Annotated in this window: 19 protein-coding genes; all 19 read right to left on the bottom strand. The window is 67.7% G+C overall.

Features of this window, described 5'->3' with window-relative positions; translation table 11 throughout:
- Positions 1 to 216: 216 nt before the first annotated feature.
- On the bottom strand, positions 217 to 675 hold the full coding sequence (locus tag BRESU_RS06860; RefSeq protein ID WP_013268803.1) for a hypothetical protein: 459 nt from the start codon (positions 673 to 675) through the stop codon (positions 217 to 219).
- A complete protein-coding gene (locus BRESU_RS06855; RefSeq protein ID WP_013268802.1) occupies positions 672 to 1,637 on the bottom strand; it encodes a phage tail tube protein in 966 nt (321 codons plus the stop codon). The genes BRESU_RS06860 and BRESU_RS06855 overlap by 4 nt, the downstream gene beginning before the upstream one ends.
- 256 nt (positions 1,638 to 1,893) lie before the next feature.
- A complete protein-coding gene (locus BRESU_RS06850) occupies positions 1,894 to 2,136 on the bottom strand; it encodes a hypothetical protein (RefSeq protein ID WP_013268801.1) in 243 nt (80 codons plus the stop codon).
- A gap of 61 nt (positions 2,137 to 2,197) precedes the next feature.
- A complete protein-coding gene (locus BRESU_RS06845) occupies positions 2,198 to 2,671 on the bottom strand; it encodes a hypothetical protein (protein ID WP_013268800.1) in 474 nt (157 codons plus the stop codon).
- A complete protein-coding gene (locus tag BRESU_RS16885; protein ID WP_013268799.1) occupies positions 2,668 to 3,396 on the bottom strand; it encodes a DUF6441 family protein in 729 nt (242 codons plus the stop codon). Before BRESU_RS16885 ends, BRESU_RS06845 begins: the two co-directional genes overlap by 4 nt.
- The gene (locus BRESU_RS06835) at positions 3,393 to 3,737 is read right to left on the bottom strand and encodes a head-tail joining protein (protein WP_013268798.1); all 345 of its coding nucleotides are present in this window, start codon (positions 3,735 to 3,737) and stop codon (positions 3,393 to 3,395) included. The genes BRESU_RS16885 and BRESU_RS06835 overlap by 4 nt, the downstream gene beginning before the upstream one ends.
- A gap of 64 nt (positions 3,738 to 3,801) precedes the next feature.
- Positions 3,802 to 4,881, bottom strand: coding sequence for a major capsid protein (locus tag BRESU_RS06830; RefSeq protein ID WP_013268797.1), 1,080 nt, complete (start codon positions 4,879 to 4,881; stop codon positions 3,802 to 3,804).
- Between the two features lie 99 nt (positions 4,882 to 4,980).
- The gene (locus tag BRESU_RS06825) at positions 4,981 to 5,379 is read right to left on the bottom strand and encodes a head decoration protein (RefSeq protein WP_013268796.1); all 399 of its coding nucleotides are present in this window, start codon (positions 5,377 to 5,379) and stop codon (positions 4,981 to 4,983) included.
- 56 nt (positions 5,380 to 5,435) lie between these two features.
- Positions 5,436 to 6,998 carry a S49 family peptidase gene (locus BRESU_RS06820; protein WP_013268795.1) on the bottom strand — a complete coding sequence of 521 codons (1,563 nt, stop codon included), beginning with the start codon at positions 6,996 to 6,998 and terminating at the stop codon, positions 5,436 to 5,438.
- 9 nt (positions 6,999 to 7,007) lie between these two features.
- Positions 7,008 to 8,684 carry a phage portal protein gene (locus BRESU_RS06815; protein ID WP_013268794.1) on the bottom strand — a complete coding sequence of 559 codons (1,677 nt, stop codon included), beginning with the start codon at positions 8,682 to 8,684 and terminating at the stop codon, positions 7,008 to 7,010.
- Between the two features lie 8 nt (positions 8,685 to 8,692).
- Positions 8,693 to 8,905 (bottom strand): gpW family head-tail joining protein, encoded by a 213-nt coding sequence (gene gpW, locus BRESU_RS06810; protein WP_013268793.1) that lies wholly within the window; start codon positions 8,903 to 8,905, stop codon positions 8,693 to 8,695.
- Complete coding sequence (locus tag BRESU_RS06805) at positions 8,905 to 10,992, bottom strand: phage terminase large subunit family protein (protein ID WP_013268792.1); 2,088 nt, start codon at positions 10,990 to 10,992, stop codon at positions 8,905 to 8,907. Before BRESU_RS06805 ends, gpW begins: the two co-directional genes overlap by 1 nt.
- Positions 10,993 to 10,994: 2 nt before the next feature.
- The gene (locus BRESU_RS06800) at positions 10,995 to 11,627 is read right to left on the bottom strand and encodes a hypothetical protein (protein WP_013268791.1); all 633 of its coding nucleotides are present in this window, start codon (positions 11,625 to 11,627) and stop codon (positions 10,995 to 10,997) included.
- A gap of 225 nt (positions 11,628 to 11,852) precedes the next feature.
- Positions 11,853 to 12,419 carry a transcription termination/antitermination NusG family protein gene (locus tag BRESU_RS06795; RefSeq protein WP_013268790.1) on the bottom strand — a complete coding sequence of 189 codons (567 nt, stop codon included), beginning with the start codon at positions 12,417 to 12,419 and terminating at the stop codon, positions 11,853 to 11,855.
- A gap of 243 nt (positions 12,420 to 12,662) precedes the next feature.
- Positions 12,663 to 14,507 (bottom strand): hypothetical protein, encoded by a 1,845-nt coding sequence (locus tag BRESU_RS06790; protein ID WP_013268789.1) that lies wholly within the window; start codon positions 14,505 to 14,507, stop codon positions 12,663 to 12,665.
- Positions 14,504 to 15,745 carry a DUF7146 domain-containing protein gene (locus tag BRESU_RS06785; protein WP_013268788.1) on the bottom strand — a complete coding sequence of 414 codons (1,242 nt, stop codon included), beginning with the start codon at positions 15,743 to 15,745 and terminating at the stop codon, positions 14,504 to 14,506. Before BRESU_RS06785 ends, BRESU_RS06790 begins: the two co-directional genes overlap by 4 nt.
- Complete coding sequence (locus BRESU_RS06780; RefSeq protein ID WP_013268787.1) at positions 15,745 to 16,137, bottom strand: ASCH domain-containing protein; 393 nt, start codon at positions 16,135 to 16,137, stop codon at positions 15,745 to 15,747. Before BRESU_RS06780 ends, BRESU_RS06785 begins: the two co-directional genes overlap by 1 nt.
- Positions 16,137 to 16,895: a hypothetical protein gene (locus BRESU_RS06775; RefSeq protein WP_245528613.1), complete on the bottom strand. Its 759-nt coding sequence runs from the start codon at positions 16,893 to 16,895 to the stop codon at positions 16,137 to 16,139. The genes BRESU_RS06780 and BRESU_RS06775 overlap by 1 nt, the downstream gene beginning before the upstream one ends.
- Positions 16,896 to 16,951: 56 nt before the next feature.
- Complete coding sequence (locus BRESU_RS06770) at positions 16,952 to 17,623, bottom strand: hypothetical protein (RefSeq protein ID WP_041761395.1); 672 nt, start codon at positions 17,621 to 17,623, stop codon at positions 16,952 to 16,954.
- Between the last annotated feature and the right edge of the window lie 22 nt (positions 17,624 to 17,645).

Raw genomic sequence — 17,645 nt, 5'->3', positions numbered from 1 at the left:
GCGACATGCCGCCACCGGACCAACCGCCCGACCGTGAGACGGCATCCCAGACCGCCCGGCCTTCGAACGTCGAACACGCGTGCTCGACCTGGGGGCATTGTTTGCCGGCGACCGTCAGTCCCCTTGCGCAGGGCTGGTTCGTCTTCACACAGTTGCTGCAGTACTCGGGGCCCACGCCATCGTCCCGGGCCCCGAAGAGCCAGGTGGCGAGGCCCCTTAGCGCTCCCCCTCGACGAAAAGGATCCTCGCGGCTTGATCCAGTTGGGTCGTGATCTGGTGGCTCAGCGCCTCGTCCAGCATCAGGGTCTCGATGATCTCGCGCTCGACCGCCGCGGGCTTGCCATCTTCGCCCAGGATGCCGGTCCATTCGGAAATCCCACGGACAGCGCACTCGACCGCGCCCAGCCAGACGCCGATGCCGGACAGGAAGGCGGCGTACGCCATCACGTCCTTGTCCTTCATCCGCTTCCAGGCCTTCACCCCGCCCTCGGGCAGAAGGTCGTGCTTGACCAGCAGGTTCAGCAGCTCGGCATCGTTCCGCAGGATCGCCTGGGCCGCCTGTTGGGCCTCTCCATAGTGGGAGGTGGTCAGGCGTTTCAGGGTGACGGTCACGTCGCCATAGGGAGGACGGAGCGTGACCGTCACGGGCTCACGGTTCGTGCCGATGCGGATCATGCGTAGGCCGTCACGTCGTTGACGATGGCGATGGTCAAGGCAGGGGTAGAACCCGTCTGGAACGGTGCCCAGTTCAGCGTCCGCTCGATCGTGCCCGGTCCAGAGATCGGTAGCGGGCTCGGCTGCAGCAGGGCCGTAGCGTGCTCGAACCGGATGAAGTGATCCGCCACGACCCCGTAATAGTTCAGCTGGGCGCTGAACACCGTGTCGGCCTCTTCCATCGTGTCGAAGACGGCGCCGATCGCGCGGAAGGTCGCCGAGCCCGAATGCGAGCCGCCGTTCGGACGCAGCGACGACACCGTCGGCGCGGCGCTCAGGAACACGCCCTCCTGCAGCTGGCGATCCCAGCTGAGGGACGACGACAGCATGTTGCCGGCGGCGACGTTATCGACCGAGAAGATCGCCCTCAGGATCGGTGCCTCGGCCGGACAGGCGGTAACCGTGCCGGTCGGCCAGGACGTTGCCTTGGCGCGGCTGAGGCCCAGCAGGCTCAGGTTGATGTTGAAGTCCTGCGTGTTCTCGCCGGTGTTCTGGATCGAAAGCTGCGAAAGCGTCAGCCCCTGATAGATCCGGAAATCGCTGGCCCCGACCTTCACCACGATATCGAAATACTGCTCGGTCTTCGCTCCCGACGCGAAGGTGTGAAGGAAGAGGGCAGATGCCGTCGTGGTCGTCGGCGAGCCCATGGCATGACGCAGCCACAGCGGCAGGGACCGGGTGTCGGCATCCAGAACGACCTCGGCGCTCTCGCGGTAGAAGCCCTTGCGCGGCTTGATCGGATCCAGCGTGTTCACCCGGGCGGCCGGGTTGCCCAGCTTGGGCCGGTCGCGCCATTCCTGCGTCGGGTTGACGGTCAGGCTCATGAACTCGACGGACTGCCAGGTCGTGGGCGGGGTCGTCGCGTTCGCGCGCTTCCCGATCCGCGTCTCGCAGTCGGCACCGTACCAGATATCCGTGGGCATGGGGGTTCGCTCCTCGGCGAGGGTGGATCAGAGAGAGCCGCTCAAGCAGCGTGCGAGCGCGTCGCGCGCGGTAGCGGCAAGGGATGCAGCGCACGGCGTGCGCCGCCAGATTGGGGAAAGGTCAGGAGCCCGCCGGCGCGCGGGGCTAGACGCACCGGCGGGAAACACCGCCGTCGGAAAGCCGGAAACGACGGCGGCGAATGATAGCCCTCAAGCAGCGCGAGACCGCGTCGCGGGTGTTAGGGCACAAACAGCTTCAGCGTTCGTCCTCGTGGACGCCCGCGATCTCGAAATCGCGCTCGGTAGCGGCCCGAGCTTTCCCGGCATCGATGGCTGAGCGCCCCTTGGTGGACGCGACGCGCTCCAGGCCGGTCAGCGGACGGACGATCCAGATGGGCTTCTGCGCCTTCGGACGGCGGGCCCGGTTGGGTTTGGGGGCACCGGCGGACGCTGCGCTGGCGACAGGCTTGGCAGCGGCAGTAGTGGGCGCGTCAGTCATCGGTTTCTCCTCAGAAAGGTGCGTTGCGGCAGCAACCTGCCGCGTAATGAGGCGTCTCGGCCTACTCGCTCATGCCCAGAGGATCGCCGGAACGGACCCTCAGGACGAAGGTCAGGAAAGTGGCAATGCCGTTCGGCGGCAGATCCTCGTCGGTCATCTCGCCCATCAGAAAGCGCTCGACCGTGCCGCCCAGCGTCGGATCCTGCTCGGGCAGCATCGCCAGGGCAGACAGGGTCTCGAGATCGACGGCCAGCCGGGCTTCGCGGTTCGGCCCGGCCAGAGCCAGCTCCAGGCGGCATTCCCGCTCGACGACGTAGCGCCGCGCGCCAGCCGGGCGACCGACAGCCTGTCGCGCGACATAGGTCCGGACCTTAACGAGGGCGGCGGCGCTGACACGATCCGTCTCATCTCCGGACGGTTCGAAGGGCGATTCCGGGTCGATCTCCAGCACCGCCGTGTCGGGCATGAACAGGGTGGCCCGCAGCGTCTGTTCCAGCCGTTCGGCCAGGGTGGCATAGGCGGTTTCGATGCTCATGCCTGCGACGGGCCTTCCAGCTGAAGCGGCAGATCCGGCTGCGCAAAGTATCGGACGAACCGCTGCTCGACGCCCCGGTCGGCGTTCTGCCGCGCGCGGTCCCGGATCACCCGACCGCGAAGCAAGCGAGGCAGACGCGCCTCGCGTACTAGGAAAAAGACGACGATTGTGACCAGGCCGCGCCCCGTGCGCTGGGCCGTGGCGCTGGCCCGGCGGAACGTTCCGGGACGGGCAGCGCTTTCGCGCACCTCCGCGACCAGCAGCGACGCCTTTCCGGGGCGATAGACGAAGCGCAGCTTTCCGAACCTCTGCTCGGCCAAGGCGATGGTGTTGGATCTTTGCCCGCCATTCCGCTTCGGCCGGGCGACCCGTCCGCCGGGCCAGACGTCCGGGTTTGGAATGGGCAGATAGAAGCCGCTCTTGGAACGGATCACGGTGTTGGCCTCAAAGGCCCGCTGAATGATCGGAAAGTTCGAATAGACCAGGACGGCGGGGTTCAGCCCCTGGTTCTTGTACCTGCGCAGCCGGATGGTCTTCGTCAGCGCACCGGCGTTCCGAAGGCCGGACTGGCCGATGTCCTGACGCCACTTGCCCTGCACTTCGTCGGCCGCGAAATCCCATAGGGCGGCCTGCACCGATCGCTCGACCCGCGTTAGCGCTGCCCGCTCCTCGCGGTCGAAATCTCCCTGCAGTGCGGCGCGCAGCTGGAGCCCGAGCTCACTCACGCGTCAACGAGTCCCAAAGGCTCCACCTCCGCCCGCCAATGACGGCCATCGCCTGGCCGCTTGGGCGCTTCCGCGATCCGCCATCCCGTGAAGGGAGCCACGGCACCGACCAGGACACAGTCGCCCTTGACCAGAACCGGAACCGAAGAAATTGAAATCTCGACCCACGGCCGGGAGCGCTCGATCCCTGCCCCGATCAGCCGATCGGTCTCGCTGGGATGCTCGATCGCGATCCGCGCGGACACGTCCGGCCCGCCCGCCTTCGGACGAATCCACCCGTCGTCGCGCAGGTGGGCGTCGATGGCGGCGTCGAGCCCAGCCAGATGGCGGGAAAAGTCCATCACGGCCCCCTGTCATAGCCAAAACGGCACCGGGGCGCACACCGTGCGCCCCGGCTTATCATAGTCAGGGTGCGGCGGCAGCGGTCACCTTGACCAGGGTCGCCGGGCGACGCCACAGAGGCAGGGCGTTCATCTGACCCGACCATTCAAGGCCACGACCGTGCTTCAGCATTTCCTCGCTGATGTGGATCAGGTCTTCGTCCGAGCCGCCTTCGGCCGGTTCGCCGTCCAGCTCGCGGATGTCGAGCGGCGGGGCGGCATAGGTGACGTGGCTGTCCAGCGTGCCATCGGGATAAGCGATACCGGTGTCGCCGGGGAAGGGCGTGTAGAGCGACTTGTCCGCCATCGGAATCTTGGCGTTGTACTCGCGGAACAGCACCCCGCCATGCGCAAATTCGCGGGGGCGGTACTGCCCGTCGTCGCTGCGCACGATCGCCGCCAGGGCCAGGGCGTTCGCCGTATTCAGGTACAGTTCCCTGACGGACTTGTGCGCGACCAGCTTGTTGAAGAACCCCGGCGAAACCCGCGCCACGACGCCGTTCATGCTTTCGTCGTTCAGGTTCTGACCGATGATGTCGATGACCTCACCGCACTTCGCGTTCACGTCGGTGTTGGCATTGGCGAGGTCGAAATAGACGATCGACTGGACGACGTTGAAGGCGGTGAACAGATCGTAGACCTCGCCGCCGCCCCCATCGACGATCTTGCCCGCAAGGGCGGAGACGCGCAGCAGCTCGAGCGTCAGGTCGAACTTGCGACGGAGCTTCTCCAGACGCTTGTTGACCAGGTTCACCAGCGTCTCGGGCCGACGGGTGCGCTGGGCCGCGGCCAGCCAGTTTCGGATGTCGTTGGCCAGCACACTGTCTTCGTGGGTGATGTTCGGGATCTTGAAGATCAGCGACTGGCCCTTGTCGCGGCGGGCGATCGTGGCCGGCCGACCCTCGTCGGTGATCGGCAGGGCGTAGATCGCGCCGCCTTCCGACACGATCTCGATATAGGCCGAAGCCAGCGGCTCGATCGGGAACATCCCGTCACGCGCCATCTGCCCGAACTGGGGCGGCAGGGTGTTGATGGACTGGGTCAGTTCCACCGCCGTGAACGGCAGGCGCAGGCCGGAGTCTTGGTTGACGACGGTCGTCGGCATGGGTCGATTTCCTTTTCGGGGTTTCGGTCGCGGGCCGAGGGCCGTCAGCGAACCGGTGAGTTCAGTCGGTGAACGCCGGCCCGCTTCCGGGCCGCTGAGTTAGATGCCGGTCTTGGCCAGGATGCCTTGAGCCAGGAGGGCGGCGAGCGCCGTGGCCTTCTGGTTGTCAGTGGCACCCGCAGGCCAGACCAGGCTTTCGGCGTGGATGATCGCGGGGCCGCGTCGCAGGTACTTGATCTCGCCGTCGACGCCATCGGCCGCTTGGGCAGGCAACAGGCTGACGCCATAGGCGACGTTGGCACCGCCCGATCCTGCGAAGTCGATCGTCTGCAGCTTCTTGCTCGCCGTGACCTGTGCGATGACGGTGAACTGGTCGATCACCCGCGCGCCGCCGGAGCCGGCCAGCAGCACGCCGTCTTCGGTCGTGAAGGTCGGATTGACCTCCCAGTGGATCAGATCGCCGAGCGTGCCCGGCTGGTTCGTTTTGATGACCTGCATGGCAGGATCCTTTCAGAGAAGCGCCGGTGCCGACCCGGCCAAAAGGCGAGGAGAGGTCAGCGACCCCGCTTGGAGGCGTCGCGGCGGCGCTGGGCGTCCGCGACCAGGGCGCCGCCCATGCCCTGGCTCCCGGCTACGGGAGCGTCCGGGGTCAGGCGGCGAGCGCCGGTCATGGCCGCGTCGAGACGCGACGGCCGATGGGCGGGACCGGCCGCGCCGGCGGAGGCCTTGAACTGGCTCAGGCTCATCCCGCTGCGAATGGCGGCCAGCGCCAGCGCCGGATGGGACGCCGCCTCGGCCGATGCCGCGATGGCCTTCGCCTCGTCGTCGTCCTCATCATCCGCATCGGGATCGGTTTCGTCGCCGGGCTCGTCTTCGCCAGGCAGCGCTGCCTCGTCGGTGCCGCTCTCGGGCGCATTGTCGTCTTCATCCTCAGCCGGGTCGGCCGCGTCCGACGCCTGCACCCTGGCCAGATTGGCCTGAGCGAGTTTCATCGCCTTTTTCGCCTGAGCGACTTGAGCGGCGCGGGTCGGCTTGCCGCCCGCATGGGTTTTCGTGGCCATTGGCCTCTCCTTCGGGGTGGAAGCCGTGCGCGCCCCTGGCGCAGCGGCGAGGGCAGGATCCGCAGGGGCGGAAACGTGATCGACCAGGGCGGCGAACGCCGCCTCCTCGGTCGCGATCTCATCGGCGAGACCGAGTGTGACGCCCGATCGAGCGGGGTCCGTGTGTTCAGCCATGAAGGCGTCGGCGCGCATCGCCAGCATAGCTTCCCGGTCCAGACCGGGCCGACCGGCCGCGACGTCCGCCAGGAACATCTCACCCACCTGGTTGATGTCGGACTGAAGCGCGGTGCGGCCACCCTCGCTGAGCGCCTTCCACCAAGCCCCCTCGGTCTTCACCCCGCCATCGGGAAACTCGATCGACGTGATGGCGACGCCATCCTGCTCAAGAGCGCCCGACCAGTCCTCGTGGACCATCACGGCACCGATAGAACCGACGTAGCCGACGCTGGGTGCCAGGATCCGGTCGGCTTGCGCAGCGATCCAGTAGCCAGCCGAGCAGGCCATGTCCGCGTAGACCCAGATGGGCTTGCCCCCGGCGCTTTCGCGGGCCTCGCGCATGAACTGGGCCAGGGCGGGTAGTCCGCCGCCGACCACTCCGCCCGGCGTGTCGAGGCGCAGGAAGATCCCGCGCACGCGGGCGTCGGCCATCGCCTCGCGCATTGCGATCAGCAGCGTGTCGTAACCGTGCCAGACCATGCCGCAGAATTCGTCACCCCGCTCAACCAGCGGCGTGTCGCAGCAGATGAGCGCGACACCATCCTTCAACGACCAGCAGAACCCTGTGTCTTCGACGTCGCCGAGCCAGCGCGGCGAATAAGCGAGCTGTTCGTCCATCGGAACGGCGGGGATGCCATCGTCGTCCATCGCCGAGATTCGAGGACGCTTGCCACCGTCGGCGAGGCCGACCCGGCGCAGGAAGGCACCGACGCGGGAAGGGCGTTCGAACGCGCGGCTGTCGATCTGCCGGACCCGGTTCGCGAGGTCGCGTGCCGCTGTTGGCGTCAGCAGAAGGGGACGTCCCGCATAGCGGGACGCCAGAAGCTGGACATCTTGCATGGTTTGTCCTCAGGCGCCGGAGCGCTGGTCGAGAAAGGCGGCGTGCTCGGGCGACCGGGCCGTCGAACGCACCCTGGCCAAAGCCCCGGGTCGGGCGTTTGCGGCGTCTTCCGCTTCGGTCTGGGTCAGCGGCGCGGTCTCGGGAGGAGCCGCTGGGTCGGGAAGTTTGAGATCGATCCGACGCTGACGCTCGCGCGCCTGTTGGTCGAGAACCTCCTCCCAATCCTTGCCCTGGTCGGCGCATTCGTCTTCCAGGGTCGAGAGGCCCGCCTCGATGCGCGCGGCGGCGGCGTCGATTTCCTTGACTGGATCGATGTAGCCACGGCCGGGGCCGATCCACTTGGCCTCGGCGTAGGCGTCGACGGCGTCGTAAAAGTCCGGTGCCCCGGCGGGCATCGACAGATACCCCCGGTCGAACGCCTCCTCGAGGAATGCGACGTAATAGGGCCTGACGATCTGGGCCTCGACGATTGAAGACAGTGACTGCGTTTCGGCCCACGCATGAACCATGGCGGCGCGCGCGGACGAATAGTTCGTCTGGCTGTAGTCCATCGACAGCTCTTCGTAGGTCACGCCTAGGGAAGCGGCGATCAGCCGGATGTTGGCGCGGACGAAGGCGTCGAAGCTGGCCACATCACGTGAGGCCGTCTGCATCTCGATCTCGTCGCCGAACGGCAGAACGGGCATGCGCGCCCCGCCGGCGAGGGAGACGGGATTGGATTCGTAGAAGCTCTCGCGCGAGGTCTCGAAGCCTTTCAGGTCGTCGACCTCCAGGAACTCGCTGACCGCTTCCGGCCCGGCGCTCGACTTCACGAACGCGACCATCAACGCGTTGATGGTCGCCGCCTGCAAGGTGGCGTCGGAGAACTTCGCCAGCGACCGGAAGCTCTTCAACGAGGCCGCGAAGCGCGAGACGCCACGGGTCTGTTCCGCGCGCTGCGGGTCGAAGGCGTGAAGCACCTGGGGGCGACCCCAGGCGGTGAAACGATCATAGCCGGTCCAGGTGAATCGCCGGCCATCCACCCCCAGGTCGGCCGGATGCCGTTCGCGGAACCAGTATCGAACCGGGACGCCGACCTCGTTGCGTTCAATGCCGCCGCGCAGGTACCGGTCATCCATCCGACCTGTCGGGTTGGAGAGCCTGTCGGGATCGACAAGCCGCAGGCGGGTCGAGTAGCGAGTGCCCTCGCCCTCGGCCCATTCGACCAGGGCGGGGCCGTCGCCGTCAACCATCAGGTGGGCCGTCGTGACGCGCAGCAGCTGCCCGAAGTTCAGTCGGCGCTCCGCATCGATCTCGAATGCGTGGCCATAGGCATGCGACCGGAACTCGACCTCCATGGCAGCGCCCAGCTCGCGCGCGACGATGGGATCGATGCCGAGGGCCCGGGCATTCGGGCGGGCCGACAATCGCCAGCCTCTGCCGATCGCCGCGTTCTGGCGGCGAGCGACGGCCGAGGCCCCAATGGGATCGTTACGAACCACGTCTCTGGCGCGCGCGACCGAGGGGTTTCGGTTCGGCAGCCACTCCATGTCCGCTGAACGGATCTGGGCGAACCAGTCCGCCATGATCGGCCCGCAGGCTCCGCCTGAATCGTAGGACCCGAAATCGAAACCTCCAGCCAGGGCGTTGGCGCGGGGCTTGTGCGAAGAACTGATCGGTCGTCCGGTGGCGTCGAGCAAGGTCATGCGGTCTCCTAGAACGTGAAGCCGATGGCTCCGCCGCGGCGGCGGCGGCTGCGCCGCTCGAGGCTGGCGATCGTCTCCTCGACGCGTGACAGACTGGCCTGGTTGAACTCTACCGAGCGCCCGCCCGAGGTCACTTTCGAAACTTTTTGTCCCGAGATCAGGTCCAGACGGACGCTCTTGAGGAGCACGAGCTCAGCCGTCTCTTCTGGAGTCAGCGCCATCACAAAACCTTCCGCATGGAATGCCAGCCCAGATCAGCGGGCGGCTCGGCTTCTTCAGGGCGCACGGCGTGCGCCGGTCGGGGACTTGCCGCGAAGATGTCTGCCTGGTTGCTCTGCGGGGCGCGGTTCGTGGAGAGGGCCTCCCAGTCGCAGGCCTCGCCAGTTCCATCTTTCCTCGGAACGCCCACGCCGAGGTTGAAGGCAAGGGCTCGGCATCCGACCCAGATGTCGACCCACTCGTTGCGTTCGCGCAGCTTTTTCCACCAGCGCTTCGTTTCGCCCGTGCGCTTGTCCTTCTCCTCGGCCAGACCCTCGGCCGTGATCTGCATGGCCCAGGCTTCGGTCTCGTTCTGGGACCAATGACCCCGACCCGACAGCGGCGTGGCGTAACCGGCCTCGACCGAAATCTTGAGCGACCAGGCCAAAGCGGCCTTCAGCTCCCAGGTGCCGGTCGGATAAAGTTTGACCCTGCCCTTGACCCGCCCGTTCTCGATCACGCGTTGCGGCTTGGGCTTGCCGAGCGCCGGCTTCTTCCAGCCTGGCTGGCCGTCCATCGCCTTGACGTTCGGCCGCCCGCGGCAGAAGGCATAGACTTTTTGGGTCCTGAACCCGGTATCGACGCCCCACTCAACGTCCAGCTCGCCGCCATCCTGATGCGGATAGGTTTTGCGGGTGATGACGTCCAAGGCCTGCCAGACCAGATCACCGGAGGTGTCGCCTTCGACGATGCCGCGATCGACCACCCACCATTCCGCGCCGGGGCCCCAGCCGATCACGCCCCATTCGAGGTAGCCGCCCTGGACGTCGCAGAAGCCGGTCAGGACCCCCGCGCGAGTTGGGACGGTCCCGAGGTCGTAATCCTCGCGGATCCGGTGCAGATCCTCCCAGGCCATGGCCTCGACTGACGGATCCCAGGCACGACCGTAGACCTGCTGCTCTAGCGCCTTCAGGTCGGCCGGCGTCTTCGCATCGGCGATCGTGCCCGCGATCTTCGACCAGCTGATGAGGCCGCACATGGCCTGCCAGATGTAGTAGCTGGGCTCGCGGCCCTCGCAGTCCCGCGACGACACCCGGTAACGACCATCGTCCGACGGCAGCAGCCAGCGGTCCAGCGCCTCTCGCGTGACGAACGCTGCGGGCGCGGGGTTATCCGGATCGTCCGACGGGAACGTCGGCAGCCAGAACCCGGCCTTGCGGAAGGCGGGCATGTCCGCCTCTTCCAGGACGCCGCCGCAGCCGCCGCCCTCTGGCGGACAGACGAAGTGGTGCGGGGTCCCTGCCCGGTCGCCGGTCTTGAAACCCTCGGGCGTCAGATTGAAGTGGCCGAAACACTGCTGGCATTCGCCATAGAAGCGCCGGCGGTCGCCTGCCTCCTCGGCCTTGGTGATTTCGCAGTCGCCCAGCTCGGCCGGGGTGGAAAGCATGGCCTCTTTGGAGCCCAGGACCGAATAAGCCGCCTGGCGTTCGCGGGCTTGTTTGACCGGAGCGCCGCGGGTGCCGACTTCCTTCAGGGCGTTCCCGACTTCCTCGAGGACCAGGTTGCCCGCCGAGATCATCTGAAGCTCTTTGGGCGAGGCCAGGTTGAACAGGGCGATCGTCGCCCCTGTCATCAGCCGTTTCTTTCGCATGCTCGAGCCTTCGCTCGATTTGGTCGAGACCGGCTTCACGCGGCGGCGCAGCTCCGGGCTGTCCTCAATGATCGGCGCAAGCTTGGCGTCGTCGTATTTCGGAATCTCGGCCGCCGACGGCAGGCCGATGGCGAAGGGTGCCGGACGGTTCACGATCGACCAGGCGATCCACAGTTGCCCGATCGAGGACTTGGCCGACTGGGCCCCTCCCCTGACCGCCACGCGCGTGCAGGGATCGTCTGGGTGAAGCCGGTCCAGCGGCTCCCGCAAGTATTCGACGCCGTCGAAGCCGAACGGCACGGGGCCATTCTGAGCCAGCGGGGAGCCGGTCCTGGCCGAGAGCATCACATGCCCCTGCTCGACCCATTCCGAGATGCTGACATCGGCCGGCGGCGCGAAGTCTTGGGCGACCGAGGCGACCACCAGCAAGGCGGCCGCCGAGAGTGGCGACGCGAACATGGTCAGGCGGCCTGGACGTCTTCGTCGACGGACGGACCGGGGTCCATTTGCTGGCCTGCAGCCTCGATCATGCGGTTGACGGCGGCCATGCGTGCCGCCCGATGGGCCTTGCGGATCTGCATGCCGATTTCCCGGCCCAGTTTCGCGGTCAGCTGGCCCTCCTGACGCGCCAGCTCGGCGGCGTAGGCTTCCAGCATGCCGGTGCAGATCGTCCGGACCTCCTCGGCGTGCACCAGCGCGCCGGTCTCGAGGGCTTCCTCGCGAAGCCGCTTGCGCAGTTCGATCTGCTTGAGCTCGAGGTTTGCGTTCGCGATGGCCGAGCCACCCGACACGGGGGCATCTTCCTCAAGATCCGCCATCTGGACGACGGCGCGACCGAGCGGAACGTGCTCGGGCGCATCGAGGTCGCGCGCTTGGCGCTTGTCCGCGACGTACAGCGACGTGTTCCGGTGCGCCTTCAGTGCGACCAGATCGACGTAGCGAAACTTTCCGACCTTCTCCTGCCCAATGTCAGGGTTGCGGGCCAGATATCGCGACACGTTCGACGCATCGATCCGATCTCCTGCCTCGGTCAGCGCCGCCGCAGCTGCGACGACGGTCACCCACCCCTGACGGGGCGCGTTCCGTGCGCTCATGCATGCAGTTCCGTGCGATGAAGTCTAACCGTGCGCGGTCCGTGCTACGCCGCAGGATTAGGCTGATTTTTGAACGTACACGCCCAGAGTTGCCGTATACGGAAGCGACCCCCCGGAAGGACCCGTGGCTTCGCAAGCTACTGATAGGTAAAGACAAACCCGCCGAGCGCGAGGCTGGCGGGCTTCTCAAGAATGGCTGGGGCTGGATGGCTACCGCACTGCGCGTCAGTCGTCTGACGGCAGCGAAATCACCTGGCGCGAATCAACGCCCATGAGCGTGAATACGACCTCCGCACGATTCCCGTCAACCATCTGCTGGAACACCACCTCGTAGTCGGCGGTCGGGCCATGCCAGCGCAGCTTGTCGCCCTTCTTGAACCGGCAGGCCACGGGCGCAGGCCCGGCCTTGCGCGCTTCCGGCAGGATCACCAGGCCATTGACCTCCCGCGCGCGGATCTCTTCGATGAAGCGGGTCGGGATCGCCCGAGGCCGACGCCCTTCACCAGTGCCCGACGAGATGACCTCGCTCACGCCGAACGTCGAATAGATCGCAGGCCAGCCCGGCTGGTCCAAGTCGACCTGGACGAACAGGTAGCGCGGGATCATGGGCCGGACCGAAGGCGGCACCCCGTTGCGCATGCGGGCGCGAGGCGACGGCGGCACCATCGGCATGTAGACCGCATGGCCCTGGCGCTCGAGCTGGTACTTGGCCAGCTTCTCCTGGTTCACGTGAGTGATCACCACGAACCAGGGCGCGGCGGGCTTCGTGTCTTCGACCATGAGGGCGGTCACAGGCGGGGTCCTTTCAGGGCAAGGGTCCGCCCAGTCAGGCCAGAGCGCGCCGTCCCGCCCTGTCCCGGTTTGGCGTCCCGGTTATTTCTTTGGTTCACTTGAGAAAAAGAGAGAGTGGGACGCGTGGGACGCATGGGATGCACCTGTGGCGTCATGTGCATCCACGGGTGCGCGCCTGCACAGGAGGGCGGCGGATCAAGCGTCCCAACCGTCCCATCGTCCCGAATCACCCTGAAAGCCCCGTCAGTCATGGCTTTCCTCATGGGACGCAGGACGGGACGCAGGGCCGAACCGGGCGTCCCAATCGGGTTCGTCGAAGGGGGACGCAGCCCTGGGGTCCACCCCCACGGCGACGGGCTTCCCTAACCAGGGGGTCAGGGGGACGGCGATCGCGCGGCTCTGGTGAAGCCCGAACCGCTTGGCCGTCGGCAGATGTCGTGGCGCATAGGCGTCGCCCAAGTCGGCCAGGTGCTCGAGCACCCCGCGCCAGTTGGCGTACTGGGTCCCCGCCAGCCCCTTCACGAGGGCGGGATGATTGGTCGAGATCAGTAACCACGGCCCCGGCCGCTCGGCATTCGCATGCCCATTCTCGACGATCAGCCCGAACGTCTTCAGGACCTTGTCGTGATACCCCGGAGAGGTTGCCTCTTCTTCGATCATCTCCCCGATCGTCAGGTGTCGATCTTTGACATGCTGCCCAGAGTTCATGGCCCAGATCCGCGAGATACAGCCCTGCCCCGGGTTCTGCGCCGACGACGTCTCCTCCCGCCCCTGGATCAGTGCTGACCACAGGCGCACCTCGTCTCGCGCCCCCTCGAGCGACAGAGCCTCGTCGCTAAGCAGAAGCCTTCGCCCGGCCGCCAGGGCCGCGATCAAGTCGGCCGCGCGCGGCAGCGAGCCACCCTCGCCCAACGCCGTCTTCAGCATCCCGGCATCGGCCTTGAAGCGATCAGCCAGGCGCACGGCGCGCGCCAGCAAAGCGGGCGACGCCTCCCGCGCCCAGTCGATGGCGGCGCTTAAGTCGCCGTCCGCGCCGCCCTTCGCCTTGCCCAGCGGCCTCAACCGGACCTCGACCATACGGGTGGCCATGGCGTCGCCTAAGGCCACCGGGAAGATGCTGGCCAGATAGGCGCAGCCCACGGCCGTGGTCGCGACGGTCCTGCCGCCGACGTCGCCCTTGCGCCCCGACGACCCGTCGCCGGTCGACATCCGGCGTAGCACTTCCATGACCCGCTCGACCGGCCCCTGTCCGTCCGGACTGGGCTCGGCCTCGTCCATGTAGAGGCCCCTCGCCTCCCCGGTCAGGCTGTTCTTGATCCCCGCCTCGGTGAAGGTGTCGAGCAACTCGCCGGCATTGGCGCTCCCCGCTGCCTGCATCAGGCGCGACAGGGTCGTCTTGCCCGTCCCTGCCCCGCCGCTGACCGAGATATGCGGTCGGAAACTCGGCACCCCGCCCAGCAGCGCGACCCCCTGCCAGCCCATCAGGACGTCGGCCTCCGACAACCCGCCAGACCCCATGGGCGCGAAGGCCCACCGGTCCAGATGGCCCCTCAGGGTCTCGCCGTCCGCGACCGTCGCGGGCTTGCCCGGGCGGGGGACCGGGGGCCGCAAAAGCCAGATGGGTCCCGATCCGGTTTCGCGCAGCGCCGTCGCGACCGGCTTCCAGTCGTCCTTTCGGAACGGGGCCCGGCCGACCGCGTCGCCGGCGTGGACGATCGGCCCCTCTGCGCTGGGCCAGACGCCGTATCCACGCTTCGGCCGGTTGTCGTCCCATCGCCCGGCTTCGCGACAGGCGTTCACGAACCACTGGGCCGCAAAGTCCCGCTGAAACCTACCCTCGCTGTCGCGCCAGTGGATCAGGAACTGTCGCCCGGCCTTGGAGACGTACAGGTCGGTCTTCAGCATCGCCGGGATCTTCGCCGCCGGCTCCTCGCGCAGCTCGCCCTCAGGCAGGGCGAAGACGACCTTGCCGCCATAGAAGCCCAGGGGGATCACGGGCGAGGTCGCCGGATCCACCTCGACCCACAGCGAACCGGCCTTCAGCTCGGTGTCCGGATCCGCATCCGGCATGTCATAGGATTCGCTCACGCCATCGCCCCCGTCTCGCCCGAGGCCGTCGCCTTCAGCACATCATTGAAATCCAGCCCCAGCGGCGACCGCGTCGCCTTGACGACCGTCCCGCTGTCCGGGGCCAACCGCCGACGCCAGCCTGCGACCCCCAGGGCACCACACACCCGCGCCCGTTCGGCCGAATGCCGCTCGAACGTCGTCAGCTTGGTCTTTTTCTTTCCGGCCCAGCCCTTGACCTTGACCGGGCTCATGTCCCCGTCGGTCGCGACCTCGACCAGGCCGAACGGGTGGGCCGGATCTTCCGGCCAGGTGAAGGGCGGGCGCAGCGGGTCAGGCGTCACCGACCAGACGTCCCGCGCGCCCGTCTTCGGATCGGTCACCTCGAACCCGGCCAGCCGGTCTAGCGACCCTGCGGCCGCGGCTCGCACAGGCAGACTTAGATCACCGGCCAGCAGCATCGCCCGTGACAGGGCGTTTTCGATCCCCTCCGCGACCACCAGAGGACCGGGCGCGTCCGGGCGCGTCAGCCAGATCCCGCCGGGCACGGACATGGTGTCGTCGCCGACCGCGACGCGGACGCCCTGCGGACCCCACATGCGCTTGGCGGGGTCCCGGTGCGTCTTCCGCTTCCCGTCTGGGCTCAGATAGGTGACGTGCACGCCGCCTGTCGGACCGAACTCGGTCATGATCAGACCGATCATCGCAGGCAGGCGCACGCCGTGCGTCGGGTCGCCGCTGTGATAGGCGGCGGGGTGGAACCTCAGCAGGGCCAGGGCCCGCGCCGCCACTGGCCCGCGGATCGCCCGCGCCTCGAGATAGGTCTGCGCCGGAGATCCCAGCGCCGCCCCGGCTTCCCGCCACAGGCTCCGCGCCAGCTCCGTCTTCCAGGCCGCATCGGCCATGGCCTCTTCTTCGGCCTGTGCGCGTGCCTTCGATCGACGCTCGCGGCTTTCCGCGCTCTCTTCCTGGGCCACCCCGCCGACCAGACGCCGGGCAGCATCGGCCAAAGTATCAGAGCCGCTGGAATACAGACGATGCTCCAGATCGACGACGTCGCCACCCTTGGGATCGCAGGACCAGCACTTCCAGCGGCGGCCGCTGTCCAGCACCGCGAAGGGCTGAGCCTTCGAGTTCGCGCCGCAGCCGTTCAGCGGACACACGCCGCGCCCCTTGCGCAGCACCGTGCGCCCGCCCCGTTCCGCCACGTCTTCGCAGGACACGGCGGCGCTGGCGCGATCGAACAGGCTGGCGTCCATCAATCCATCACCAGGCTGTCGGCCGTCCACTGGATCAGGATGCCCTCAAAGGCATCGAGACCGGGATGCTCCTTGGCCCAGAACGCAGCCAGGTCACCCCAGTCCGCGAACCCGTCGGATCGCGCAAAGTGATCAAGGCCGCCGGGACAGGTCGTCACCCCGATACCATGCAGATCGATCGACGGATCCTCACCGAACCGGAAGCGGATCGTCGACACCTTCAGGCAGGTCGCCGTGGCCAGCAGCTTGCACGACCGCGTCCGCATGCCGGTGTAGAGCTGCAGCGTCTCCCCGGCCCGCGCATGCCGCTTGCGGTCGGCCCGCACCGTCTGCGTCTTCACGCCCGACCGGATCAGAGGTCCGAACCGCGCCTTGAACGAATACGCGACCATCAGCTCAGCCCCGCCAATTCAAGCTGGGCCGACGGAGCCTCGCCGGCGAACGTCTCACGATCGTGGGGGCGCGAAAGCCGATCGCATGTTCCCGGCGGGATGAGCCGCTCGAGGGTCGCGTCCATCGCCCAGGCGGCCTCGATCGCGTGGCGGAACGGGCTGTCCGCCAGCGCGACAGGATGCATCCAGACGAACCAGGCATAGGCGGTCGCCGAGGACAGGTCGGGGTCCCAGCTGCCCAGCTGCATCGGGACCCGCTCGGCGAACGGGGCGGTGACCGCCTTGCGCAGCATCAGCGGGTATCGGCCAACACTCTCAGTGAACGCCAGACGGCAAAGCACGGCGACGCCCCGTCGCGCCACCTGCAGACCACGCTGGACGAAGGCTTCGGCCTTGGCGAACGGAGGGTTCGTGACCACCCAGTCGACACCTGCACCCTTCACGGACGGCAGGGCGCCGCCAATGGCTGACGGATCGAGAAAATCCCGCACGACGTTCCGGCCATAGGCGTGCACGTCCGAAGCGAACACGTGATCGAAATAGGCCTCGAGCGGCAGCGCCATGTGCAGCTCGCCGCAGGCGGGCTCCCAGACCGTCAGGGGTTCGGCTGGGGACGGGTCCAGCATCCGGACCAGTTCGCCGCCGGCCCGCGCCGCCCACGGCGGTGTGGGGAAGAAGTTCAGCTCGCGATACAGCGCCGTCTGCGGATCATCGCCTGCGATCAGCGCTCCGGCCCGACCCTCCATCCCAAAGGGCAAAGAGGGCGCCGACGGCGCCCCATGTCTCGGATGCTTGGCCCCTGTGATCGCCCGGCTCATGCCGCCACCGCATCGATCAGGCCGTCGGGATGCACGCCGAACAGATCCGCGACCTCCTCGGCCGTCCAGATAGGCGAGGCCAGGAACCAGCGGGCCCAACGGGCGATGTCCGTCGTCACGGGCTTCAGGCGCACGACGTGCGCAGGCTTCATCGGCTTCGGCTGCGCCGACGGAGGCCGCGGTGCTGGCAAGGGCCGGGCGGCCCGATCCGGCGTCGGATGCGGCCTGGACCGCGCGCAGCTCAGGTTGTCGGGCAGTCCGACAGGGCGGGGCGCGCTGGCCTTCGGAGCCTTGCGCTCCCGCGGAACGAAGGGCGGGGGCGCGGCCGGGTTGAGGCCCCCCGTGATGGCCCGGACAGGCGCGGGCGGCGACATCGGCCGGACTTCGACAGTGGCATCTACACCGTCCAGCGCCTCGACCACGCTCAGCATGTCGTCGGTTGTGATCCCGGCTTTCGCGAGCATCGACGGAGCCAGTTCCGGGCCGTGAAGGGTCAACCGTTCGGCCAAGGCCAGGTTCGCGGTCCCGAACCGCGCATGCAGGGCGGCACCGGCCAGCTGACGCGCACGACGGCCATCCAGACCCCTGTCGTTGACCTTGCTGGCATCGACGCCGCGCAACCGGCAGGCGGCCGTCACGGCAGCCGCGACGATCGCGTCTGACGGCATGACACCGCGACCGGGTTTCACG

It is taken from the genome of Brevundimonas subvibrioides ATCC 15264 (assembly GCF_000144605.1).
Lineage (GTDB): Bacteria > Pseudomonadota > Alphaproteobacteria > Caulobacterales > Caulobacteraceae > Brevundimonas > Brevundimonas subvibrioides.
Note: the sequence above shows the minus strand (reverse complement) of the source record. Positions and strands in the feature narration are given on the sequence as shown.